Raw genomic sequence first — 22,297 nt, 5'->3', positions numbered from 1 at the left:
GACGGTTTTCGTCCCGAACGACCCTTTCCTGACATGTGAGTAAGGAATCCGTTGGCTCGTCAGGTTCCCGGGCACGAACAGCCCGTCGGCAGCACCCGCACCCTGGAGTCCACTTCGGACGGTGCGGTGGTCAAGCGCAGTGTGCTGGCCGGTGGCCTCCGGGTCATCACCGAGCACGTTCCCGCCTCCCGGTCGGCGACGGTCGGGCTGTGGGTCGGGGTCGGATCGCGTGACGAGCCGTCGTCGGTCGAGGGGGCGGCGCACTACCTCGAACACCTGCTGTTCAAGGGCACCACGAACCGGGACGCCACCCAGATCGCCGAGGAGATCGACGCGGTCGGCGGGGAGTTCAACGCGTTCACCGCGAAGGAGCACACCTGCTACTACGCGCAGGTGCTCGACGAGGATCTGCCGCTGGCGATGGACCTCGTCACCGACGTCGTGTTCGAGGCGTTGTGCGCGGACAAGGACGTCGAGACCGAGCGCAGTGTCGTGCTCGAAGAGATCTCGATGCGCGACGACGACCCCGAAGACCTGCTGCACGAGACGTTCGTCGGCGCCATCCTGGGGAACCACGCGCTGGGCCGCCCGGTGCTGGGCAGCGAGAAGTCCATCGTCGAGATGTCCGCCTCGGCGTTGCGCGGGTTCTACCGGCGCCGTTACACCCTGCCGCGGATGGTGCTCGCGGTCGCCGGGAACATCGAGCACACCCAGGTGCTTCGCTTGGTGCGCAAGGCTTTGCGGAACCGGCTGACCGGGACGGCGACGCCGGTGCCGCCGCGTGGCGGACGGGCGCGGATCGCGATGGCGCCGAAACTCGCGTTGCACACCGACGACACCGAGCAGGCGCACGTGATGCTCGGCCTGCGTTCGCTGTCGCGGCACGACGACCGCCGGTTCGCGCAGTCGGTGCTCAACGCCGCGCTCGGCGGCGGGATGAGTTCGCGCCTGTTCCAGGAGGTCCGGGAGAAGCGCGGGCTGGCGTACCAGGTGTACTCGTCCGTGGCGAGCTACGCCGACACCGGGCACATGGCCGTGTACGCGGGCTGCCAGCCGGAGAAGCTCGGCGAGGTCGCCGGGGTGATCCGCGAGGTGCTCGAACTCGTCGGCAAGGACGGGCTGAGCGAAGCCGAGGTCGCGCGGGCGAAGGGGCAGTTGCGGGGCGGGCTCGTGCTCGGCCTCGAGGACACCTCGTCACGTATGTCGCGGATCGGCAAGAACGAACTCAACTACGGCCGCTATCTCGGCGTCGACGACACGGTGGCGCGGATCGACGCCGTCACCACCGAAGAGGTCTGTGCGCTCGCTCGCACTCTGCTCGCCCGTCCTGGTGGCGTGTCGGCGGCGGCGGTGGTCGGGCCGTACGCTCACGCCGACGACCTTCCGGACGACCTGCACGAGGTGATCGCATCATGACCGCTGGAATTCGCGTCGGTGTGCTGGGCGCACGCGGCCGGATGGGCCAGGAAGTGGTCGGCGCCGTCAACGGCGCCGACGACATGGAACTCGTCGCCGCGCTCGACGCCGGTGACGACTTCGCGGCGCTCAAGCAGGCTCAGGTCGTCGTCGACTTCACCCATCCCGACGCGGTGATGGACAACCTGGAATTCCTGACCGGCAACGGGATCCACGCCGTGGTCGGCACCACCGGGTTCAGCGAGGAGCGGCTGGAGAAGCTGCGTTCGTGGCTCGCGGCCGACCCGTCGCTCGGTGTGCTGATCGCGCCGAACTTCGCGCTCGGCGCGGTGCTGGCGATGCGATTCGCCCAGCAGGCGGCGCGGTTCTACAACTCGGCCGAGGTCATCGAGCTGCACCACAACCGCAAGGCCGACGCGCCGTCCGGTACCGCCGCGCACACCGCGCGGCTGATCGGCGAGGCCCGTGCGGAAGCCGGTCTCGCGCCGGGCGAAGACGCGACGACGTCCGAAGTGGACGGTGCCCGCGGCGCGCTCGTCGACGACGTCCGCGTGCACTCGGTGCGGCTGCCCGGACTGGTGGCGCACGAGGAGATCCTGTTCGGCGGCGAGGGGGAGACCCTGACCATCCGGCACGATTCCCTGCACCGCACGTCGTTCATGCCGGGGGTGCTGCTCGGCGTGCGTTCGGTGCTCACGCGGCCCGGCCTCACGGTCGGTCTCGAGAACATCCTCGACCTGTGAGGGCCCGCAACTTCGCGCTGGTGATGACGGCGGCGCTCGCCGTCTACGTCGTCCTGCTGGCGGGCCGGGGCATCGCGCTGGTGCGCACCGGTGAGACGGTGCCGGTGATCTTCGGGATCGGCGTGCTGCTGCTGCCGTTGCTCGGCGTCTGGATCATCGTGACCACCTGGCGTTCCGGTGTCCAGATCCAGCGGCTTTCGCGGCGGCTGGACGAGGAAGACGGCCTGCCCGACGTCTCCGATCTGCCCCGGCGGCCTTCGGGCCGGGTGGATCGCGACGCCGCCGACGCCTGGTTCGACGAACGCCGCGCCGAGGTCGAGGCGGACCAGGAGAACTGGCGCGTCTGGTACCGGCTGGCCTACGCGTACGAGATCGCCGGGGACCGGAAACGAGCCCGCGCGACGATGCGCCGCGCCGTCGAACTCGAAGCCGCTTCCCGCGATTAGTCACCTGATTGCGGGCTCGATCCCTAAGACGGGAAGGCATTCGCGCACGGCGACGAGTTCGATGTCGTCCCGGCGCCGCTCGGCCCACTGTTCGCGGAGCAGCCGCCATTGCTTGAGCTGTGCGGGTTCGCCGCGCCGGGTGTCCCAGGAGACGCCGTTCGGCTCGTAACCCAGGGCCTGCGAGACACCGTTCGAGGCCTGGTTGTCGAAGAAGGCGTCGCTGGACGCCTCGCGCGCTCCGAACCCCTCGAACGCCAGGTGCAGCACGGCCTGACGCATCTCCTTGCCGAGCCCGCGGCCTCGCAGATCCGGGTCGAGCCAGGAGAAGGAGGTGACCGTGCCGAACGTGGCGAAGTCGATACCGATCAGATCCTGCATGCCCAACGGCTCGCCGTCGACGACCACGACGAAGTACAGCCGCCACTGGCTCTCGCTCACTTGACCCCGGCCCCGCCAGATCCCGCGCAGCCAGCGCCATTCGCGCTGCGGGCTGTCTTCGTAGAGCGAGGCCGGATCGTCGAAGGGCCACGGAGGTTCGGTGACCACGCCCTTGCGGACCGTCGGGACCAGCCGCTCCAGGAGTTCGTCCGTCGCTCCCAGCAAGGACAACCGGGGTGTGTGCACCTGCACGTTCAACGGCGGATACGCGCTCAGAGTCGGCATGGGCGGAAACCTTAGGGCTCGGCCGCCGTGGCCCGCATCACCTTATTCCGCTCAGTAGTGGAACCAGCCCGCGAACAGGGCGGGGGAGGCGGCCAGCAGACTGAACCGCAGCCAGCGGCCCAGGAAACCGGTGGCCAGGAACGTCGCCAGCGGCATCCGCACCAGCCCCGCGAGCACACTCGTGGCCATGTACGGCGGCAGGCCGACGACCGAACTCACCCCGTAGGTGCCCGCCATCCAATGCGGATGCCGATGGCACCGTTCGCGCAGTGCGTCGAGCCGGGCGCGCATCTTCTTGGTGCGCGCCCGCCAGCGTTCCCGGCGCGGGGTGGGCGGCCGCTCCCGGTGCAGGCGATCGTGCAGCGGTTTCGGAAGTTTGATCGTGCCCTTCGCGGCGAGGTAGTAGAGCGTCTTCCCGCCCACCTGACCGGCCGCGACGATGGCGCCGAGCAGCAGCCACGGCATCGTCGGCTGGCTCGCGCACAGGCCGATGAGGAACATCTCGATGCTGACGACGGGGAGGATCGCGGAACCGAAGGCGACGCCGAACGACAGGAGCAACCAGCCCACCATCGTTGCCTCCCCGTTATCTTCGTTCTCTCCAAGCTATCAGCTGAAAACCAGGACGCACTGGGGCCAGCCCCCGTTCCCGGCCTCCCGGCCGCACCAGAAGATCACCTGTTCGTCGGCTCGCGGCCACCTGCCGCTGCCATGCTGGAGCCGTGGCCGACGTGCACGACGCGGTCCGCGGCAAAGGTTTCGCGGATCGCTTCGCCGACTTCTGCGCGGCCGTGGTGCGGCGCCTCCCCTTCGGGCTTTCCCGGCTGGTGGCGCCGAGTTTCCTCGGTTTCGCGCTCATCAACGGGTTCACCTTCGGGGTCGACCTGATCCTGCTGACCCTGCTCCGGAGCTGGCTCGGCCTGCCGGTGTGGCTGGCGATCACGCTCGCGTACGCGACGGCGTTCGGGCTGAGCTTCGTGCTGAACCGCAGCATGAACTTCCGCTCGCACGCGCCCGTCGGCAGGCAGGCGGTGCTGTACGTCATCGCGATCGTCGTCAACTACGTGGCGTTCCTGCTCGGTGTCGGCGCCGGGCTGGCCGCGCTGGGCGTCGACTACCGCCTCTCCCGGCTCATCGCAGGGGCGTGCGAAGGCGTCTTCATGTACTCGGTGATGCGCTGGGTCGTGTTCGCGAAGTCAAGGAGTGAGCTCGAGGTCGAGGCCGCCGGTGAGCCGGACTTCGCGCACGTTCGTGCTTCCGGTGTCGAGGATGCGGACGGTTCCGTCGGGCGACCAGCCCGCGCGGCGGAAGAAGCCCAGTGACGCGTGATCGGTCTGGGCGACCCAGCTGATCCCGCGCGTGGCGCCGTCCTCGCGCAACCAGGCGGACGCGTTCGCCAGCAGCCGTCCCGCGTGCCCGCGCCGTCCCCAGCGCGGCTCGACCAGCAGTGAGGCGATGAGCGCCGTCGTCGAAGCGTCGTCGGGCAGCGAACCGTCGGCGGTGGCCACCTCGCTCGCCGGAGCGCGGCCGGCGACGCAGAAGCCGACGGTGAACCCGCCTTCGGTGGCGAGGAAGACGCGCGTGCCCGGGTACTCGATCGTCTCGGCCCAGGTCTTCTCGAGTTCCTCGACGTCGAGCCCGGCGACAGCCGCTTCGCCGAGCAACTCCGTGTAGGCGCTTCGCCAGGTGTCGCGTTGGATGCGCGCGATCTCGGGGGCGTCGGACACGACTGCTGGACGGACTTCGGCGGCGGCCATGCTGCGCAGATTAGCCGGACCGCTGAAAACTGTCGGTGGTGGATGGCAGCATGCGCATGATGAGCACTACGACCATCAGCGGGCCGGTCGCGCGCCGGATCGCGCTGGCCGCGCAGGGGTTCGCCGAGGCACGTCCGGGCGGAGCGGTGACAAGGCGGCATTTGCAGCGCGTGCTGTCGCGAATCCAGTTGCTGCAACTGGATTCGGTGAACGTCGCGGTCCGCGCGCACTACATGCCGCTGTTCTCCCGGCTCGGCGCGTACGAGCCCGCGTTGGTGGACGACGCGGCCTGGTCCCATTCCGCGCGCAAACCCCGGCTGCTGGTCGAAACCTGGGCCCACGAGGCGAGCCTGCTGCCAGTGGCGGACTGGCCGCTCCTGCGGTCCGGGGCGAAACGCATGGGCTGGTGGACCAACTACGCCCGGGTGCTGGAGCAGACACCCCAGCTGGTGGACGACATCCTGACCGTGATCAAGGAGCAGGGACCGATCGGCGCGGGCGGTATCGAGCGCGCGCTGGAGGGCAAGTCGGGAGGCTCGCGGCCCGGTTCGTGGTGGGAGCGGTCGGAGGTCAAGAAGGCCTGCGAGTGGCTTTTCGGCATGGGGCAGCTGACCACCGGCACGCGCCGGTCGTTCGAGCGGCTGTACGACCTGACCGAACGCGTCGTCCCGCCGGAGATCCTGTCGCGGACCGTGAGCCCGGAGGAAGGCGCCCGCGAACTGATCACGCGCGCGGCCGTCGCGCTGGGCATCGGCACCGAACCGGATCTGCGGGACTACTACCGGCTCGGCCCCGACGTCAGCAAGCGGGCGGTGGCCGAACTGGTCGAGGAAGGTGTGCTCGAACCGGTGACCGTGGACGGCTGGCCCGCCCCGGCGTATCGGCACGTCGCGGCGAAGGCGCCTCGCCGCGTCACCGGCCGGGCATTGCTGTCGCCGTTCGACCCGCTGATCTGGGAACGCGCCCGGACCGAGCGCATCTTCGACTTCTTCTACCGCATCGAGATCTACGTGCCCGAGCCGAAGCGGACCTACGGGTACTACGTGTTCCCGTTCCTGCTCGACGGCGAACTCGTCGGCCGGGTCGACCTCAAATGCGATCGCGCCGCCGGAGTGCTTCGCGTTCAGGGCGCCTTCTCCGAGCCCGGGGTGGAGGTCGCGCGGGTCGCCAGTGAGCTGGCGGGCGAGTTGCGGCTGATGGCGGAATGGCAGGGACTGGACGGGGTCGTGGTGGGGGAGCGGGGCGATCTCGCTCCCGTGCTGTCGCGCCTGGTGCACTGAGCCTCGTGAGCGGTGAGGACGGTGGTTGACGGGCTCGGTGCCGGTGGCTCTTTGCCCACCTGAAGTACGTGAAGGCCCCCTTCATTGCGCCTAGCGCAATGAAGGGGGCCTTCACTCGCATCTGTTGTGACTACTGGTGCTTATGGGGCGAACGTAGCGTTTGCCGAGTCCGTGAAGGCCTCCTTGAGGGACTCTGGGTCCCTCAAGGAGGCCTTCACGGATCACCCGCGAGTCAACCGCAGCCTGAATCCACGGAGGTACCGAAGGCACCTGCTGGACTAACCGCCTTCCCGCTCACGGGCGCCTGGGCCGGCTGCTCATCCGTCACAGCCGACGTTGCGAAAGCCACTTTCGCAACCCTCAACGTTGCGAAAGTGGCTTTCGCAACACGCCACCACGGACCTCGCCAGCATTGCCTCGCGAGCAGCATGTGTGGCGCCCCGCTCAAGAAATGAGCGAGGGACCTTTGCTCCCACCCCCGTGGAAAAGTGCGAGCAAAGGTCCCTCGATCCCCCTGCAGCCCGCGGCTCAGCTGGCCGCGCTGGTCACCACCGCGTCGCCGGTGCCGGTGCGCGCCCGCACCTTCAGCGAGACCTCCGCGGGCGCGGTCTCCGCGACCTCCAGTTCGCTCGACACCGACCCGGTCGTCGACGAAAGGTCGACCTCGGCGTGCACGCCGCCGCGGATCCCGACTCGGACCTCACCCGATCCGGTGGTCAGCTCCAGCGTCCCGGAGGCGGCGTCCGCCACCGAGAGGGAGCCGCTGCCGGTACGCGCCAGGACTTCGCCCGCGACCTCGCCGAGCCAGACGTCACCCGTGCCCGTCGCGAGCGTGGCCGAACCGCTCACCGAGGCCGCCTCGACGGAGCCGCTGCCGGTGCGCAGCTGGAGCCCGGAGAGGGTCGGCCCGAGTTTGATGTCGCCGGTGCCGGTGCGGACGATCGCCGAGCCGTCGGCCCGTTCGAGGCCGATCTTGCCGGCGCCGGTCAGGAGGTCGGCCCGCCCGGCGGAGCCGGTCACCGTGACGTCGGCCGCCCCGGCCCGCACCTCCAGATGCGAACCGGCGGGGGCCCGGACGGTCACGGCGAGCGGGACGTTCTTCAGCTGCCAGGCCTTCGGCGCCTGGACGACCAGCCGGTTGCCGACCTTCTCGATCCGCGTCTGGGCCACGGCGTCCCCCACGGAGCCCGCCGGTGAACCGCCGAGCTGGTCGCCGAAGCGTTCCCCGACCCAGCTGAGCAGGCTCGTCATCCCGTCCACCCACGGCTGCTGTTCGCCGCCGTCCCGGCGTACCTCGGCGTGGACGCCGCTCTCCCCGGTCAGTTCGATGGTCACCCGGCCGATGCCCACGCTCACGTCGATCTCGATCGGGCCTTCGGCCTCGAAGTCCTCGACGCGCACGGTCTCTTCACCCGCGGGAGTGTTTTCCTCGGTCATTTCCGTCCCCTCAGCCCTGGACCCAGCCGTGCAGGTGCGAACCGGCACCGCCGCCCGGCTTCTGCTTGTAGTGCCAGTGCTCGCTCCCGCTCTTGCCCAGCGCCCCCTGGACGGCCTGCGAGACGAACGTGTTCAGCGAGACGCCTTGAGCGGCGGCCGCGGCTTCGGCCTGTCCCTTGACCTGCTCGAACAGGCGCAGCGTGATGCGGGTGATGTCGCCCGTGTCCACCTTGGGCGCGCGCGGGGCCTCCCGCGGCGCCTCCTGGCGGGGCGCGGACTGCTCGGAGCCCTCAGTGGAGCCGGTGACGACGACGCGCACGTCGCGGCCGTCGAGCCGGACGTCGACGACGTGGCCCGGCAACGCCGAAGTCACTTCGGCGGCCAGGTCGGCGAGGGCGTTCATGATGGTCAGGCGGGCGGCGGGCTCCAGCGCCGACGACAGCAGCGCGGCAGCGCGCCGCGTCTGCTCGTCGCCGGCCGAAGCCGTGTTCGCGAGGTCCTCGCGAAGGCTTGTGATGTACGGCGTCAGATCCATGACACCACTATGACGTCACTTTTGATGTCAGTCAAGGAGGGTATGACGTCACCGTGATGTCGGCCCGGCGTCAAACAGGGTTGCGGTTACGCTGCCCGGAGTCGTGGAGCAGGGGTCGTAAAGGAGTGCGAACGTGGCCGAGACCGTGTCACCCAAGGTTCAACTGATCGCGAAGACGGAGTTCTTCCCGCCGTCGGACGTACCGTGGTCGACCGATGCCGACGGTGGTGAGGCGCTGGCCGAATTCGCGGGCCGGGCCTGCTACCAGTCCTGGAAGAAGCCGAACCCGAAGACGGCCACCAACGCCGGCTACCTCGAGCACATCATCGACGTCGGTCACCTTTCGGTGCTGGAGCACGGCTCCGTCAGCTTCTACATCACCGGGATCTCCCGCTCGCTGACGCACGAGCTGATCCGCCACCGGCACTTCTCCTACTCGCAGCTCTCGCAGCGCTACGTGCCGGAGCGCGACGCCGCGTTCGTCGAGCCCGACGTCATCGCGCAGGACCCGGAGCTGCACGCCAAGTTCCTCGCCGCCTCGCAGGCCGCCGTCGACGCCTACACCGAGCTGCTCGCCGGGCTGGAGGAGAAGTTCGCCGACGTGCCGAGCGCGACCCTGCGCCGCAAGCAGGCCCGCCAGGCCGCCCGCGCCGTGCTGCCGAACGCGACCGAGACCCGCATCGTGGTCACCGGCAACTACCGCGCCTGGCGGCACTTCATCGCCATGCGCGCCACCGAGCACGCCGACGTCGAGATCCGCGCCCTGGCCATCGAGTGCCTGCGCGAGCTGCAGAAGGCTTCGAGCAACGTGTTCGCGGACTTCACCATCTCCGCGCTGCCCGACGGCACCGAGGTCGCGTCCAGCCCGAAGGTCCTCGAGGGCTGATGCGACGCCTCGCGATCGACGTCCGGCCCGGCGAGTACGCGGTCGCCCGCCTCGCCCCGGACGCGCCGGTTCCGGCGAACCTGCTCGACCCCGGTGAGCCCGTGCTGATCTCGATCACGCGGACGCCGGAGGAACTGTCGGTGATCTGCCCGGCCGGTCTCGCGCCGGCCGGGGCCACCGTCGAGGACGGCTGGCGGCTGCTGTCGGTGCGCGGGCCGCTGGCCTTCACGCTGACCGGCATCATCGCGGCGCTGTCCAGCGAGCTGGCCGCCGCCGGGGTGGCGCTGTTCTCGATGTCCACCTTCGACACCGACCACGTGCTGGTCCGGGCTCCGGAACTGGAGCGCGCGGTGAAGGCGCTCCGGGAAGCCGGGCACGAGGTCACGGTCTGATCCACGAGCCCGGCGAAGGAACCTTTCGGAGCGCGAACGGGTCCGAGTTAGCATCCTGCGCGAACCGAAGGAGCACCGAACCTTGACCGACGAACAGACCCGTCCGTACGGGCCGCCCCAGCAGACGCAGCAGGCCCCCGGCGCGCGGATCGTCGCCGGCCGATACGCCCTGCTGGGCGAGCTCGGCCGAGGCGGGATGGGCATCGTCTGGCGCGCGCAGGACCAGGTGATCGGCCGTCAGGTCGCGATCAAGGAGCTGAAGTTCCCGAACGCGCCCGAGGACGCCTCGGTGCTGACGGAGCGGATGCTGCGCGAGGTCCGCTCCGCCGGTCGCCTCAACGACCCGGCCGTCGTCACCGTGTACGACGTCGTCACCGAGAACGGCGCGACCTACATCGTGATGGAGCTGGTCGAGGCGCCGACGCTGGCCGATCTGGTGCGCGACCGCGGTCCGCTGCCCGCCCAGCAGATCGCGCTGGTGGGGGAGCGGGTGCTGTCCGCGCTGCGGGCCGCGCACGCCGCCGGGATCGTGCACCGCGACGTCAAACCCGCGAACATCATGGTCGCGGCGGACGGGCGGGTGAAACTCACCGACTTCGGTATCGCGCACGCCGCCGACGATCCGCGCCTGACCACCAGTGGCATGATCGTCGGCTCGCCCGCGTTCATGGCGCCGGAACGGGTCGAGGGCCGGGACGCGATGCCCGAATCCGACCTCTGGTCGCTGGGCACGACGCTGTTCTTCGCCGCGGAGGGCATCGTCGCGTTCGAACGGTCCACCACCGCCGCGACGCTGCACGCGATCATGACCGAGGCCCCGTACCTCACGAGGGTCCAGGGTCCGCTGGCCGCCGCGATCCTCGGCCTGCTGGTCACCAAACCCGAGGCTCGGATGTCGTACGACCAGGTGCGCAGCCTGCTCGCGGCCGCGCAGGGCGTGCAGGCCCAGCCGACGCCGCCCTCGGGCGGCACCGCGATGATGCCGCAGCACGGTCAGCCGATGACCCGGCTCGCCCCGGCCCCGCCGAAGCGCAACCTGCGCCCGCTGTGGCTGAGCCTGGCCGCGGTCGCCGTGATCGGCGCGCTGGTCGGCGGGATCTTCCTCGGCCGGTGGATGGCCGCGCCGGAGGGGGACAACCAGGCCCAGCCCACCCTGACCTACGGCATCAACGGGCAGGTCAAGCTCGGCTCCTCCGGTGACTGCTACAACGTGCCGCTCAAAGAGGGCGTCAACCTGAACGACGGCATCAGCTGCGACAAGGACCATCTGCTGGAGGTCTTCGCCAAGGGCAGCCTGCTCGACGTCCAGTCCTATTCGGACGACGACGCCCAGGTCGCGGTGTATCCCGGCGCGGACGCGGTGAACCGGATCGCCGAGTCGCTGTGCTCGGCGACCTTCAATTCGAACGTCGTGCCCGGGGCGCAGCGGACCTCGCTGACCTGGCGGGCCGTCGTGCCGACCGAAGCCGAATGGAACCGGCCGCCCAACGAGGAGGACCGGAGCTACTCGCGCGGCTTCCTCTGCCTGCTCGCCAAGACCGACGGCAGCCAGATCCCCGCCCAGATCACGACCAAGGTCAAATAGCTCACAGAGAGTTTGCGCCGAGTTCGCCTTCGTCGCGGAAAATCTCCCGCATTCGGCGGGAACGACCACGTCGGCAAGGGTTCGGCGCTGGCAGGAGGTACCTTCACAGCATGTCCACTCCACCAACCGCAGCGCCGGGAAGACCGTTCGGGCGCGTGCTCACCGCGATGGCCACCCCCTTCGACGCCGACGGCGCGCTGGACCTGAAGCGGGCGCAGGAGCTGGCCGAACACCTCGTGGAACTGGGCAACGACGGTCTCGTCGTGAACGGCACGACCGGGGAGAGCCCCACCACGACCGACGCCGAGAAGGCCGAGCTGGTCCGCGCCGTCGTCGAAGCCGTCGGTGATCGCGCGACGATCGTCGCCGGGGCGGGCACGAACAACACCGCGCACAGCATCGAGCAGGCGAAGCAGGCCGAAGCGGCGGGCGCGCACGGCATCCTCGTGGTCACGCCGTACTACTCGCGGCCCAGCCAGGCCGGGCTGTACGCGCACTTCACCACGGTCGCCGACGCCACCGAGCTGCCGGTGATGCTCTACGACATCCCGCCGCGCTCGATCGTCCCCATCGAGGTCGACACGCTGCTGCGGCTCGCCGAGCACCCGCGCATCCTCGCGGTCAAGGACGCCAAGGGCGACCTGATCGCCGGCTCCGAGGTCATCGCGAACACCCAGCTCGCCTACTACTCCGGTGACGACGGCCTCAACCTCCCGTGGGTCTCCGTCGGCGGCACCGGCGTGGTCAGCGTGATCGGGCACGTCGTGGCGGGCCGCATCCGAGGCATGATGGACGCCTACGAGTCCGGCGACACCTCCACCGCGCGCACCAACCACCGCGGCATGCTGCCGGTCCTGCGGGCGATGTCCCGGGTCGGCGGGGTGGCGTTCTCGAAGGCGGCCCTGCGGCTGCGCGGCTTCGACATCGGTGACCCGCGGCTGCCCATCGTGGCCGCGAACGACGAGCAGCTCCAGGCGATTTCCGCGGATCTCGCCCAGGGAGGCGTGCCGCTCGGGGAAAGCGCCGCCAGTGACTGGCATGGTGCACGAGTGGCACAAGCAGATTCAGCGGCGGCCTACACGGCGCCGACCTCACATACCAGCGTAGGGACCATGCCTCGGTGAGTTCATTGCCAACCGGACCCGGACCGACCACCCCACCGCCCGCGCTGCCCGAAGGCGCCTTGCGCGTGGTCGCGCTCGGCGGGATCGGCGAAGTCGGCCGCAACATGACCGTCTTCGAATTCGGCGGCCGTCTGCTGATCGTCGACTGCGGGGTGCTCTTCCCCGAAGACGACCAGCCCGGCGTCGACCTGATCCTGCCCGACTTCCGCGCGATCGAAGACCGCCTCGAGGACATCGACGGCCTCGTCCTCACCCACGGGCACGAGGACCACATCGGTGCCGTCCCGTTCCTGCTGCGGCTGGTCCCGGACCTGAAGATCTACGGCTCCCGGTTCACGAACGCGCTGCTCGCGGCCAAGGCCAAGGAGCACCGTCAGCGGCCGAACCTGATCGAGGTCCGCGAGGGCGAGCGGCGCAAGGTCGGCGAGTTCGACCTGGAGTTCTTCGCGGTCAACCACTCGATCCCGGACGCGCTCGCGGTGGCCATCCGCACGCCCGCGGGTGTCGTGCTGCACACCGGCGACATCAAGCTCGACCAGCTCCCGCTCGACGGCAGGCTGACCGACCTCGCCGGGTTCTCCCGGCTCGGCGACGAGGGCGTGGACCTGTTCTGCGTCGACTCGACCAACGCCGAGGTGCCCGGTTTCGTCATGCCGGAACGCGACATCGGCCCGGTGCTCGACGACGTCGTCCGCAAGGTCGGCCAGCGTGTCATCGTCGCCTGTTTCGCGAGCCATGTGCACCGCGTCCAGCAGGTGCTCGACGCCGCCGTCCGGCACGGCCGCAGGGTCGCCTTCGTCGGCCGGTCGATGGTCAGGAACATGGGGATCGCCGCCGACCTCGGGCTGCTGAACGTGCCCGACGGCCTGCTGGTCAACCTCGACCAGGCGGGTGACCTGCCCGAGAGCAAGGTGCTGTTCGTGTCGACCGGTTCGCAGGGCGAGCCGCTGTCGGCGCTGTCGCGGATGGCGCGCGGCGAGCACCGGCAGATCTCGATCCGCGCCGGCGACACCGTCGTCCTGGCCAGCTCGATGATCCCGGGCAACGAGACCGCGGTCTTCGGCGTCGTCAACGGCCTCACGCGGCTCGGCGCGAACGTCGTGCACCAGGGCAACGCCAAGGTGCACGTGTCCGGGCACGCGTCGGCGGGCGAACTGCTGTACCTGTACAACGCGGTGCGCCCCAGCAACGTCATGCCGGTGCACGGCGAGTGGAAGCACCTGCGTGCCAACGGCGAACTGGCCGTGCGCACCGGTGTCGCGCCGGAGAACGTGGTCATCGCCGAGGACGGCGTCGTGGTGGACCTCGTCGACGGCAAGGCCACGCGGACCGGACGGGTCGAGGTCGGGCACGTGTACGTCGACGGCCTCTCGGTGGGCGACGTCGGCGAGTCGACGTTGTCGGACAGGCTCGTGCTCGGCGAAGGCGGCTTCATCGCCATCACGGTCGCCGTCGACACCAGCACCGGCCGCGCGGTGACGCGCCCGACGGTGTCCGGACGCGGGTTCTCCGACGACCCGAAGGCGCTCGACGCCGTGCTCCCGATGGTGGAGATGGAACTCGCCAGGACCGAGGCCGAGGGCATCACCGACACGCACCGCATCGCGCAGGCCGTGCGCCGCGTCGTCGGCCGCTGGGTCGCCGACACCTACCGGCGCCGTCCGATGATCGTGCCGACGGTCATCCCGGTCTAGCCGTGAGCACGTGAGAAGGCCCCTTTACTCAGTCGAGTGAAGGGGCCTTCTCGCGCATAATCGCCGCATGGTGATGCTGGGGGTGCACGTCGTAGCCGCGCTGGCGGGTGTGGCACTCGGTGTGGGGGCGATCTACCTCGTCCGGATGTGCATCGAGGGCGTCCGCCGTGACCGGCGGATACAGCCCGAAACGGTGACGCCGGGGCTCCGGCGGGACCACTGGGAGCGCATCGACGAGATGCTGGACAGCGAGGACGCCTCTGAGCGCCTCGAAGGCTTCACCGTCCTGGAGCGCTACGGGAGCGAAGACCCTGACTGCCGGGAAGATGTCGTCTCGCTGATCTGTACTTACCTGCGCAGACCTTTCGAATACCCGGTCGAGGACGAGGAAGAACTCGAGGTCCGGCTCGCCGCGCAGAGGATTCTCTCGCGGCACTTTCGCTGGCCACAGGGGGAGGCCCGGCCCCTCGAATTCTGGGACCTCGACTACCTGGACCTGCGGGACGCGGTGCTCGTCGAACCCGATTTCGCGGACACCGTCCTCGATGACGCCAAGTTCAGGGACAGCCTGATCGTCCGCGGGGACTTTCGCCGGACCCAATTCCTGTCGTACGTCGACTTCGACAGGGCGTGCTTCACCGGGGACACCGACTTCCGCTCCGCGTCGTTCCCCAGGTACGCGACCTTCATCGGTGCGCTGTTCAGCGGCACGACCACCTTCGACGGCGCCGAGTTCGCAGAAGGCGCCGACTTCACCGACGCGCGAGTGGAGCGACCCGACGCCGCGCACGCGTGGCCGTCGCCCTGGCGTGCCTGGGCGAACTCGCCGGTCGGCCAGGCACGGCTCATCCCGATGAAGACCGGTTCGCGGCCGCCGTCATCAGCAGAGCGAAGGCGATCGTGAGCGCCTGGCCGAAGAGGGCGTTGCGGGCTTTGCGCTGTTCCGCGCGCGTGGGCCGGTTCATCACGGATACCCCCGGTTTCGAGTGTTTTCCTTACCGGGCAAGTGTTCCGCGACCCGCCTCGAGGCACCTCCCGCCTCGGTGGGGTTTTCCTCCGCCGAAAGTCGCAGCCTTCCCCTAGGGGTGCTCGCGGCGTACCCTCGGACGCTCCTCGAGCCCCCATGCCGGGAGACCGGGAGAGTCCATGGGACGCCACGCCACCACCCGGACCCGAAGACGGATACTGCTCCCGCTACTGGCGATCGCGCTGGCGGCCGTGCTCGGCGCGGCCACGTGGGTGGCCATGGCGCGGTCCGAACCCACCTGCGAGCCCGTGCGGGTGGTCGTCGCCGCGTCGCCCGACATCGCCCCCGCGGTCACTGGGGCCGCCCGGGACCTCGCTCTCACCTGCGTCGCCTTCGACGTCCAGGCCAGGGAATCCCACCAGGTCGCGGCCGAGTTGTCCGGGACGGCGCCCCGGCCGCAGGCCTGGATCCCGTCCTCGACGTTGTTCCTGAGGAAGGCCGGCGGTGTTCCCGCCTCCGGGCCGTCGATCGCCAGTTCGCCGGTGGTGCTCGCCGTCGCGGAGCCGGTCGCGCGGGCGCTCGGCTGGCCACGCGAGACGCTGACCTGGCCGGAAGTACTCGGCCACGCCGGAATCGTCGCCGGGATGCCGGATCCCGTGAGCGATCCCGCCGGGGTTTCCACACTGCTGGCACTGCGCGACGTCACGAAGGGCGCTTCGGATCCCGCCGCCGCGTACGTGGCTTTGCTCCGGAAGTTCTCCGCCACCACGTCCGGCGCGACGGTGTTCCCCGCCGCGGAGAACGCGGTGCTGCGGCACAACTCCGGGCTTCTCGAAGGCGAGACCGCGCTGGTGGCCGTGTACTCACCCGACGCCCCAGCGCTCGACTACCCGTTCGTCGAGGTCGCGGGAGCGACCCCGCAGCAGAGCAAGGCCGTCGCGGAATTGAAACGCACCTTGCTGTACGGAGCCGCGACGAGCCCGGGGTCCGACTTGCGTGCCCCCGGCGGGCAAGCGTTGCGGCTCACCGAAACCGATCAGCGCGTCGAGGCACAGGGACAGCGCAGCGCCGAGATCCCGGCCGCCGAGGAGGTCGCCAAGGCGCTCAGCCACTGGGCCGCGGTGAACGCGAGCGCCCGGGTCCAGGTGCTGATCGACGTGTCCGGATCGATGAGCGCGCCGGTCCCGGGAACCGGTAAGTCCCGGCTGCGGATCACGCTGGAGGCGGCGGAGAACGCTCTGCACCTGTTCAAAGCCACGTCACAGGTCCGTTTTCTGGCTTTCGCGACCAAAGTGGACGGTGAGCGGGACTACCGGGAGATCCTGCCGATGGCGCCGATCCGTCAGCAGCTGGCCGCCGTCGACCGGTTGCGCGCCGTCCGCGCCGTGCCGGACGGGCAGACCGGGCTCTACGACAGCGTCCTCGACGTCTACCGGCTCGCGCACGGGGAATGGGAGCGGGGGAAACTGAACCTCGTCATCGTGATGACGGACGGCCGCAACACCGATCCCGGCGGTATCAGCCGCGAGAATCTGGTGGCGGAGCTGGGAAAGCTGAGCGACCGGGAGCGCCCGGTGCCGTTGATCGCCATCGGGATCGGGCCGGAGGCAGACGAGACCGAACTCCGTCAGCTCGTCGCGCCCGCCGGCGGCCAGGCCTTCCTCAGCCGTGATCCCGCGAAGATCGGAGAGGTGTTTCACGGTGCTCTGGGCCGGATCGCCGGCGCTGGATGAAGTAGACGCCGAGGATCACCGCCAGGCTGATGAGGCTCAGGTACAGCTGAGCGCGCGTGTCCGCGTCCACGAACAGCATCGACGCGACGACGGCCAGCGTCCCGGCGAGGGTGAGCCAGCTCAGCCACGGGTAGCCCCACATACGCAGCTTCAGCCGTTCCGGTGCTTCGGCCTCCAGGCGGCGCCGCATCCGGAGCTGTGAGCCGGCGATGATCGCGTAGACGAACAGCGCGACCGCCCCGGCGGAGTTGATGATGAAGTAGAAGATCTTGTCCGGGGACACGAAGTTCATCACCACGGCCACGTAACCGACCGAAGTGGACACCAGGATCGCCTTCCACGGCACGCCGCGCCGGTTCGTGTCCGCGATCCACTTCGGCGCCCAGCCGTTGCCGCGCAACGCGAACAGCATGCGGGACGCGGTGTACAGCCCCGAATTCAGTACCGACAGCACGGCCGTCAGCACGACCGCGCTGACCACCGTCTCGGCGGCGGGGATGCCGAACCGGCCGAACGCGGCGGCGAACGGGCTCGTCGTGGTCGGGATGTCGCGCCAGCCGGTGATCATCACCAGCAGTGTCACGGAGCCGACGTAGAACACGATGACCCGCCAGACGATCGACGAGGTCGCCTTGCGCACGGCCGTTTCGGGCTCCCGCGATTCGGCGGCGGCGATGGTGACGATCTCCGCGCCGAAGTAGGAGAAGATCACGATCACCACCCCGTGCACCACCGAGAACGGGCCGTTGGCCAGGAAACCGTCCTGCGCGATGTTGCCGACCGAGAACGAGCCGCCGGGCCAGGCCCCGAGCACGAACAGGATGCCCACCACGAGGAACACCACGATCGTGGCGATCTTGACCGACGCGAGCCAGAACTCCGTCTCCCCGAACGAGCGGGCCGAAGCGAGGTTGGTCGCGGTCAGCAGCAACATCAGCACGAGCGAGAAGATCCATTGCGGGACAACGGGAATCCACGTCTGCAGGATCTTCGCCCCGGCGACGGCCTCGAACGCGACCACGCCGACCCAGAAGTACCAGTACAGCCAGCCGACCGTGAAACCCGCCCAGCCGCCGAGCGAGGTCCTCGCGTATTCCATGAAGGAACCCTGTGACGGCGTGGCCGTCGCCATCTCGCCGAGCATCCGCATCACCAGCACGACGATCAGGCCGCCGATGGCGTAGGAGAGGACGGCCGCCGGGCCGACGGTGTGGATGACCGCGCCGCTGCCGATGAACAGGCTCGCGCCGATGATGCCGCCGAGGGCGATCATCCGGACGTGGCGTTGCCGCAGCTCCGGGCGCAGCCCCGCCCGTCCGGTCGTGGTCTCTGCACCCATTCGCGGTGACCTCCTGTCGGAATGACGGCGGATCGCGGGATTGTCGCACCGCGAGGCCGGGAGGAAAAGTGTTTGCGCAACCCCAGGTGAACAGGCCGATGTGGACTCTGCCAACCTAGGCACCTCCACCGCGCGTTCCGAGGAGCTCTTCGATGCCGCACGCCGTCCTCCGGTTCCTGCCCGCCGTCGCCCTGGCCGCCGTCGCGCTCGCGGGCTGCTCGGACGAGGCACCCCAGTCGCAGACGGCGCCGCCGGGGTCATCACCGGTGGCGCAGCAGGCCGCCGTTCCGTTCAACGACGCCGACGTCGCGTTCGCGCGGCAGGCGCTGGCGCACCACCAGCAGGGCGTGGATCTGGCTTCCCTGGCGGAAACCCGTGCGGCGAACGAGCAGCTGAAGGCGCTCGCGAAGCGGGTCATCGACACGCACGAACCGGAGATCGCGCGGCTGTCCGGGCTCATCGAGGCGTGGGGTCAGCCCGCGCCGGACGACCCGAACCTCGAGCACATCCAGCGCGACGGGTACATCAGCCCCGGCGACATGGCGGCATTGGCCGGACTGTCCGGAAAGGACTTCGACCGCCAGTTCGCCGCGCGGTTGCTGCGCCAGCGCGAAGCGGGCGTCCGCATCGCCGACGCCGAAACCCAGCACGGCCGCAACCCCGACGCCCGCGACCTCGCCGCGACGACTTCGCGTTCGCAGCAGCAGGAGATCAGCGACCTACGGGGCTTCCAGCAGGGTTGAGTCCGTCTGGACCACGTTCGAATTCAGCTGGACGAGGTACGCGCCGGTCAGCAGCACCACCGCGCCGGCGGCTTGAATCCAGCTGAGTGTCTCGTCCAGCAGCAGCCAGGCCGCGGTGGCGGCGACCAACGGCTCCACCAGTCCGACGACGCTCGCCACCGACGCCGGGAGATGCCGCAGCGCCGCCATGCCGGTCGCGTAGGCGAGCACGGTCGCGATCAGCACCAACGCGATCAGCAACGACCACACCGGCGGCTCCCACGGCCCGAACGTCGTCGAGGTGTCGAGCACGCCCCACGGAATCGTCCACGGCGGCGCGACCACGCACACCAGGACCGCGCCGATGGTCATCCCCCAGGTGACCATGCCGAGCGGATCGCGGTCCGCGACGCCACGCTCGCCCAGGAGGAAGTAGCCCGCCGAACAGACGGCCGCGCTCAGCCCGGCGAGCAACCCGAGGACGTCCAGGCTGAGCCCCTCCCAGACCTGCGCGACCAGCATGAGCCCCGTCATCGCCAGCGCGATCCCCGCCCACATCACCCTGGGCAGCCGCACCCGGCGCACGAACCGCACCCACAGCGCGATCAGCACCGGCGAGGTGAATTCGAGCAGAATCGCGATCCCGACCGGGATCCGGCCCGCCGCCAGGAAGTACATGAGCTGGACACCCGCGACACCGAGCGAGCCGTACGCGAGCAGCAGCGGCCACTCGTTCTTCGTGACTTTGAGGAGCTTCGGCCGGAAGACGGCGACGAGCGCGAGCAACACGATCGCCGACAACCCGATGCGGATCGCCGCGACCTGCTCCGGCGACAACCCGGCCTGCATCGCCGGTTTGCCCAGCACACCCGAGGTTCCGAAGAAGAGCGCGGCGAGCAGGATGAGCGTGATGCCCCGGCCGCGCCGTGCGACGTGCGGGGCGGGGGCGGCGGCGAGTTCGGCGGTCACGGCCGGAGGGTAGAGGCCGGGTGATCGCGGGTCGACCCGTTTTCCCAGCGGCTGGGCTTTGGCGAGCCGGTTGTCCGTGAAGGCCTCCTTGAGGGACCCAGAGTCCCTCAAGGAGGCCTTCACGGACAGCGATCAGGGCGGTCAGAAGGAGGTGCCGCCGTCGGTCCAGTTCGTCTGGGCGAAGTCCTCGTCGTCGACGGGGGCGCGACGCGGTTTGCGGACCGGCTCCGGTTCCGGGGGAGCGGCGACCGGCTCGTCGGGTTCCGTGGCTTCGAGGGCCTGGGGTTCGGGGGTGCCGTTCGGCCAGACACAGGGAGAGGTGGCCCCGACGTAGAACTTGCCGAGATCGTTCGCCTGCACGGACATGTCGAACGCGTCCGTGTTGTTCCTGACGAACACGTAGGGATCCTTGGGCCGCGAATCCGTCAGGATCGTGAAGCCGTTCGCCGACCACCATCGGACGACCGCGTCGAAGTACTCGCCGAACCGTGCGGGTTCGAGGCCGGTCACCTCATAGGTCGCGGATATCTCGAAGCGGCCTTGGGGACCGTCGTCGGTGGGATCGGTGCATTCGGACCTGTGCTGGGTGAACGGTTTCCGTTCCGCCGAGCCGGGCAGCGCGGAGAGCGCGCCCTCGATGTACCGCTCGACCCTGTCTTTCGCCTCGCGTTCGGTGATGGTCGGTTTCATGGCGTCTCCACCTCCGGAGGAGCAAGCGGTCAAGAGCATGAGGAGAGCGGTCAGGAGGGGAAGTCTCACGAGGCGGGCTTTCCCGCGATGATCAAGCCGACGTTTCTCAGCGACGGGTTGTTGTCTTCCCAGTATTCGCTGTGCGCCTCCGTGCTGAACCCGCCCCACCCGTCCGTGCCCGGCGCCGAGGTGAACACCTGCCCGCCGAAGTCCGCGTCGGTCGGGTCCTGGCCGAGGATCGGGTCGTATCCGGCGATCTCGACGTTCGCCAGGTTGATCATGTCGTGTTCGGCCACCGTCGCGTGGACGTGCTTGCCGATCTCGTCCTGATTCACCCCGTCGAGATGCAGTTCGCTCACGTCGTGCGCTCCGACGCCCGGGCTCGCCACGAAGACGAGTTCGTCCGCGGCGAGGCCGCCGTCACCGGCCGCGTGCCCGACGACGGTGGTGCCGTAGCTGTGCCCCAGCACCGTGTTGTGCGAGGGCGGCCCTTGATGCGTTTCCCGCAGCCCGTCCTGGAACTGCGCGAGGGCCGCCTTGCCACCGTCGGCGTACTTGTCGCTCGCGGCGTCGGTGATCCCGTCCGGCGCGTCGTAGCCGAGCCAGGTGATCACCGCGGTCGACGGGGAGCCCGAGGTGGTCGCCGCGGCCCACATCTTGTCGGACCGGTTGAGATCGCCGCCGATCTTCGCCAGCTCCGAGCCGGTCCCCGGCACGTACGTCGCCACGTTGGCCGCCGTGTCGGGGTTTCCCGCCGAAACGATCGCCTTCCCGTCGCCGCCGGTGTCCAGCCCCAGCAGGAACGCCCGCGGTTCGGACTGGGCCAGCCGCTGTTGGATGGCTTCCAGACCCTTGAGTTTCGGATCGCCTTGAAGACGTGCGATCTCACTGGCGAGGACGGCGCGGTTGGCGGCGTCGCGGTCGGCCGCCGGGATACCGTCGAGATTGCCGACGAGCCCCGGATTTCCTTGCAGCAAAGCGACTTTCGCCGTGTCCGACAGGCTCGCCCACCAAGCCTTGTTATCGCCGGGGGTGCCGTTCTCCGGTGGGCCGATGATCGACAGGCCGCTCTGTGCGGCTCCGGCGTCCGCCGCTTGAGCGAGGGTGATGCCACCCTGTTCGGTGATCTCGCCACGCAGGGCACGCCGCAGGATTTCGGCGAAATCGGCGTCGACGTCGGCCGCGCGGCGCAGGCCCTGCTCGATCCTGTCGGCCAGTTCCGCCGTCACCCGAGCCTGGCCGGGCCGCGGAACACCGACGGAGATCTCGCCGCCGGCACCGATGGTCAGGCCGTTCCGATGCGCCAGTTCGTCGGTCTCCCGCACGAACGCGACGATCCGGTCCAGCGCGATCTGTACTTCGTGAGCGCCTCGCCGGACGGCGGACGCCTCGGCGACGAGGCGCTCCAGGGTGGAGGTCAGCGACGCGCCCCGCGTCGCGGCGGCGGTGGCCGCGTCACCGGTCCAGCCCGTGAAGCGCGCCATGGCTTCGACGTCGTCGTTCGCGGCGATGATCTTGGTGCAGCCGTCGTTGAGCGCGTCGGCGACGCGGCCGATCGCGGCCGGATCCCACCGGCGCACGTCTCCCCAGGTGAGCATCAGACGGGAAGTTCCCGCGACGCCGCCAGTTCGTTGGAGCGGTAGCGGACGGCCGCCGCGTCGAGCCGTGCGGAGTAGTCAGCGGCGTTCCCGGCCCAGCCGGGCACCGCGCGGCCCCAGGCGTCCGCGAGCAGGCGGGCCGCTTCACCGGATACGCCACCCGGCAACCCCGCCGCGACGTCGGCGAGCGCGGCCGCGAGGTTCACCTTCCCGACGTCGTCCGAAGCCCGTTTCGCCGCGCTTGACGCCGCGCCGATCGCCTCCAAGGCGACCTCGTATCCGCCGGCCATCCCGCTTCCTCCCCGTAGCGTGACGCTGTGT

22 protein-coding genes and 1 pseudogene are annotated in these 22,297 nt (G+C 69.7%); 13 read left to right on the top strand and 10 right to left on the bottom strand.

Going from position 1 to position 22,297, the window contains the following annotated elements; all coding sequences use genetic code 11:
* The first annotated feature begins 51 nt into the window (after nucleotides 1-51).
* The 3 genes from CVV72_RS18090 to CVV72_RS18080 are packed head-to-tail and all read left to right on the top strand — an operon-like array spanning nucleotide 52 to nucleotide 2,605.
* Nucleotides 52-1,416, top strand: a complete 1,365-nt coding sequence (locus tag CVV72_RS18090) for a pitrilysin family protein (RefSeq protein ID WP_219153477.1) — start codon at nucleotides 52-54, stop codon at nucleotides 1,414-1,416.
* On the top strand, nucleotides 1,413-2,159 hold the full coding sequence (gene dapB, locus CVV72_RS18085; protein ID WP_219153476.1) for a 4-hydroxy-tetrahydrodipicolinate reductase: 747 nt from the start codon (nucleotides 1,413-1,415) through the stop codon (nucleotides 2,157-2,159). Before CVV72_RS18090 ends, dapB begins: the two co-directional genes overlap by 4 nt.
* Nucleotides 2,156-2,605, top strand: coding sequence for a tetratricopeptide repeat protein (locus tag CVV72_RS18080; RefSeq protein WP_219153475.1), 450 nt, complete (start codon nucleotides 2,156-2,158; stop codon nucleotides 2,603-2,605). The genes dapB and CVV72_RS18080 overlap by 4 nt, the downstream gene beginning before the upstream one ends.
* On the opposite strand, the gene CVV72_RS18075 is transcribed toward CVV72_RS18080, so the two are convergent.
* The gene (locus CVV72_RS18075; RefSeq protein WP_219153474.1) at nucleotides 2,606-3,268 is read right to left on the bottom strand and encodes a GNAT family N-acetyltransferase; all 663 of its coding nucleotides are present in this window, start codon (nucleotides 3,266-3,268) and stop codon (nucleotides 2,606-2,608) included.
* 51 nt (nucleotides 3,269-3,319) lie between these two features.
* Nucleotides 3,320-3,841: a YqaA family protein gene (locus CVV72_RS18070; RefSeq protein ID WP_219153473.1), complete on the bottom strand. Its 522-nt coding sequence runs from the start codon at nucleotides 3,839-3,841 to the stop codon at nucleotides 3,320-3,322.
* A gap of 149 nt (nucleotides 3,842-3,990) precedes the next feature.
* Between CVV72_RS18070 and CVV72_RS41685 the strand changes: the two are divergent.
* Nucleotides 3,991-4,398: pseudogene (locus CVV72_RS41685) on the top strand (GtrA family protein); the annotation flags it as partial.
* A gap of 66 nt (nucleotides 4,399-4,464) precedes the next feature.
* Here the strand turns inward: CVV72_RS41685 and CVV72_RS18060 are convergent.
* Nucleotides 4,465-5,025, bottom strand: a complete 561-nt coding sequence (locus tag CVV72_RS18060; protein ID WP_255632727.1) for a GNAT family N-acetyltransferase — start codon at nucleotides 5,023-5,025, stop codon at nucleotides 4,465-4,467.
* A gap of 59 nt (nucleotides 5,026-5,084) precedes the next feature.
* On the opposite strand from CVV72_RS18060, the gene CVV72_RS18055 reads away from it, so the two are divergent.
* On the top strand, nucleotides 5,085-6,305 hold the full coding sequence (locus tag CVV72_RS18055; RefSeq protein ID WP_219153471.1) for a winged helix-turn-helix domain-containing protein: 1,221 nt from the start codon (nucleotides 5,085-5,087) through the stop codon (nucleotides 6,303-6,305).
* Between the two features lie 528 nt (nucleotides 6,306-6,833).
* Here CVV72_RS18055 and CVV72_RS18050 read toward each other — a convergent pair.
* Both CVV72_RS18050 and CVV72_RS18045 read right to left on the bottom strand, forming a co-directional pair.
* Nucleotides 6,834-7,742 (bottom strand): DUF4097 family beta strand repeat-containing protein, encoded by a 909-nt coding sequence (locus CVV72_RS18050; RefSeq protein ID WP_219153470.1) that lies wholly within the window; start codon nucleotides 7,740-7,742, stop codon nucleotides 6,834-6,836.
* A gap of 10 nt (nucleotides 7,743-7,752) precedes the next feature.
* Nucleotides 7,753-8,277, bottom strand: a complete 525-nt coding sequence (locus CVV72_RS18045; protein ID WP_219153469.1) for a toxin-antitoxin system HicB family antitoxin — start codon at nucleotides 8,275-8,277, stop codon at nucleotides 7,753-7,755.
* 133 nt (nucleotides 8,278-8,410) lie between these two features.
* Between CVV72_RS18045 and thyX the strand changes: the two genes are divergently transcribed.
* From thyX to CVV72_RS18010, 7 genes are all read left to right on the top strand, one after another.
* Entirely contained in the window at nucleotides 8,411-9,163 is a 753-nt protein-coding gene (thyX, locus tag CVV72_RS18040; protein WP_007029376.1) for an FAD-dependent thymidylate synthase, read from the top strand.
* The gene (locus CVV72_RS18035; protein ID WP_125675873.1) at nucleotides 9,163-9,555 is read left to right on the top strand and encodes an ACT domain-containing protein; all 393 of its coding nucleotides are present in this window, start codon (nucleotides 9,163-9,165) and stop codon (nucleotides 9,553-9,555) included. The genes thyX and CVV72_RS18035 overlap by 1 nt, the downstream gene beginning before the upstream one ends.
* Nucleotides 9,556-9,637: 82 nt before the next feature.
* The gene (locus tag CVV72_RS18030) at nucleotides 9,638-11,140 is read left to right on the top strand and encodes a serine/threonine-protein kinase (RefSeq protein ID WP_219153468.1); all 1,503 of its coding nucleotides are present in this window, start codon (nucleotides 9,638-9,640) and stop codon (nucleotides 11,138-11,140) included.
* Nucleotides 11,141-11,250: 110 nt separating this feature from the next.
* On the top strand, nucleotides 11,251-12,264 hold the full coding sequence (gene dapA / locus CVV72_RS18025) for a 4-hydroxy-tetrahydrodipicolinate synthase (RefSeq protein WP_034312161.1): 1,014 nt from the start codon (nucleotides 11,251-11,253) through the stop codon (nucleotides 12,262-12,264).
* Nucleotides 12,261-13,958, top strand: a complete 1,698-nt coding sequence (locus CVV72_RS18020) for a ribonuclease J (protein ID WP_185927423.1) — start codon at nucleotides 12,261-12,263, stop codon at nucleotides 13,956-13,958. The genes dapA and CVV72_RS18020 overlap by 4 nt, the downstream gene beginning before the upstream one ends.
* A gap of 67 nt (nucleotides 13,959-14,025) precedes the next feature.
* Entirely contained in the window at nucleotides 14,026-14,862 is an 837-nt protein-coding gene (locus CVV72_RS18015) for a pentapeptide repeat-containing protein (protein WP_255632726.1), read from the top strand.
* Nucleotides 14,863-15,104: 242 nt separating this feature from the next.
* Nucleotides 15,105-16,658 (top strand): VWA domain-containing protein, encoded by a 1,554-nt coding sequence (locus tag CVV72_RS18010; RefSeq protein ID WP_219153467.1) that lies wholly within the window; start codon nucleotides 15,105-15,107, stop codon nucleotides 16,656-16,658.
* Here the strand turns inward: CVV72_RS18010 and CVV72_RS18005 are convergent.
* Nucleotides 16,588-17,997, bottom strand: a complete 1,410-nt coding sequence (locus CVV72_RS18005; RefSeq protein WP_219153466.1) for an amino acid permease — start codon at nucleotides 17,995-17,997, stop codon at nucleotides 16,588-16,590. The two genes, CVV72_RS18010 and CVV72_RS18005, sit on opposite strands and share 71 nt — an antisense overlap.
* A gap of 152 nt (nucleotides 17,998-18,149) precedes the next feature.
* On the opposite strand from CVV72_RS18005, the gene CVV72_RS18000 reads away from it, so the two are divergent.
* The gene (locus CVV72_RS18000) at nucleotides 18,150-18,740 is read left to right on the top strand and encodes a DUF305 domain-containing protein (RefSeq protein ID WP_219153465.1); all 591 of its coding nucleotides are present in this window, start codon (nucleotides 18,150-18,152) and stop codon (nucleotides 18,738-18,740) included.
* Here CVV72_RS18000 and CVV72_RS17995 read toward each other — a convergent pair.
* From CVV72_RS17995 to CVV72_RS17980, 4 genes are all read right to left on the bottom strand, one after another.
* Nucleotides 18,717-19,688 carry a DMT family transporter gene (locus CVV72_RS17995; RefSeq protein WP_219153464.1) on the bottom strand — a complete coding sequence of 324 codons (972 nt, stop codon included), beginning with the start codon at nucleotides 19,686-19,688 and terminating at the stop codon, nucleotides 18,717-18,719. The two genes, CVV72_RS18000 and CVV72_RS17995, sit on opposite strands and share 24 nt — an antisense overlap.
* A 141-nt stretch (nucleotides 19,689-19,829) precedes the next feature.
* Complete coding sequence (locus CVV72_RS17990) at nucleotides 19,830-20,378, bottom strand: hypothetical protein (protein WP_219153463.1); 549 nt, start codon at nucleotides 20,376-20,378, stop codon at nucleotides 19,830-19,832.
* Nucleotides 20,379-20,443: 65 nt separating this feature from the next.
* A complete protein-coding gene (locus tag CVV72_RS17985) occupies nucleotides 20,444-21,976 on the bottom strand; it encodes an alpha/beta hydrolase (RefSeq protein WP_219153462.1) in 1,533 nt (510 codons plus the stop codon).
* The gene (locus tag CVV72_RS17980; protein WP_219153461.1) at nucleotides 21,976-22,266 is read right to left on the bottom strand and encodes a hypothetical protein; all 291 of its coding nucleotides are present in this window, start codon (nucleotides 22,264-22,266) and stop codon (nucleotides 21,976-21,978) included. Before CVV72_RS17980 ends, CVV72_RS17985 begins: the two co-directional genes overlap by 1 nt.
* Nucleotides 22,267-22,297 lie beyond the last annotated feature (31 nt).

This window comes from Amycolatopsis sp. TNS106 (assembly GCF_019330265.1).
GTDB classification, from domain to species: domain Bacteria; phylum Actinomycetota; class Actinomycetes; order Mycobacteriales; family Pseudonocardiaceae; genus Amycolatopsis; species Amycolatopsis lurida.
This window is presented reverse-complemented; position numbering and strand designations above follow the sequence as displayed.

Coding starts and splice junctions, on each gene's coding strand:
- CVV72_RS18075 (WP_219153474.1), bottom strand. CDS start 3,268: ATGCCGACTCTGAGCGCGTATCCGCCGTTGAACGTGCAGGTGCACACA.
- CVV72_RS17980 (WP_219153461.1), bottom strand. CDS start 22,266: ATGGCCGGCGGATACGAGGTCGCCTTGGAGGCGATCGGCGCGGCGTCA.
- CVV72_RS18050 (WP_219153470.1), bottom strand. CDS start 7,742: ATGACCGAGGAAAACACTCCCGCGGGTGAAGAGACCGTGCGCGTCGAG.
- CVV72_RS18055 (WP_219153471.1), top strand. CDS start 5,085: ATGAGCACTACGACCATCAGCGGGCCGGTCGCGCGCCGGATCGCGCTG.
- CVV72_RS18045 (WP_219153469.1), bottom strand. CDS start 8,277: ATGGATCTGACGCCGTACATCACAAGCCTTCGCGAGGACCTCGCGAAC.
- CVV72_RS18015 (WP_255632726.1), top strand. CDS start 14,026: ATGGTGATGCTGGGGGTGCACGTCGTAGCCGCGCTGGCGGGTGTGGCA.
- dapB (WP_219153476.1), top strand. CDS start 1,413: ATGACCGCTGGAATTCGCGTCGGTGTGCTGGGCGCACGCGGCCGGATG.
- CVV72_RS18010 (WP_219153467.1), top strand. CDS start 15,105: ATGGGACGCCACGCCACCACCCGGACCCGAAGACGGATACTGCTCCCG.
- dapA (WP_034312161.1), top strand. CDS start 11,251: ATGTCCACTCCACCAACCGCAGCGCCGGGAAGACCGTTCGGGCGCGTG.
- CVV72_RS18005 (WP_219153466.1), bottom strand. CDS start 17,997: ATGGGTGCAGAGACCACGACCGGACGGGCGGGGCTGCGCCCGGAGCTG.
- CVV72_RS17985 (WP_219153462.1), bottom strand. CDS start 21,976: ATGCTCACCTGGGGAGACGTGCGCCGGTGGGATCCGGCCGCGATCGGC.
- CVV72_RS18060 (WP_255632727.1), bottom strand. CDS start 5,025: ATGGCCGCCGCCGAAGTCCGTCCAGCAGTCGTGTCCGACGCCCCCGAG.
- CVV72_RS18000 (WP_219153465.1), top strand. CDS start 18,150: ATGCCGCACGCCGTCCTCCGGTTCCTGCCCGCCGTCGCCCTGGCCGCC.
- CVV72_RS17990 (WP_219153463.1), bottom strand. CDS start 20,378: ATGAAACCGACCATCACCGAACGCGAGGCGAAAGACAGGGTCGAGCGG.
- CVV72_RS18035 (WP_125675873.1), top strand. CDS start 9,163: ATGCGACGCCTCGCGATCGACGTCCGGCCCGGCGAGTACGCGGTCGCC.
- CVV72_RS18070 (WP_219153473.1), bottom strand. CDS start 3,841: ATGGTGGGCTGGTTGCTCCTGTCGTTCGGCGTCGCCTTCGGTTCCGCG.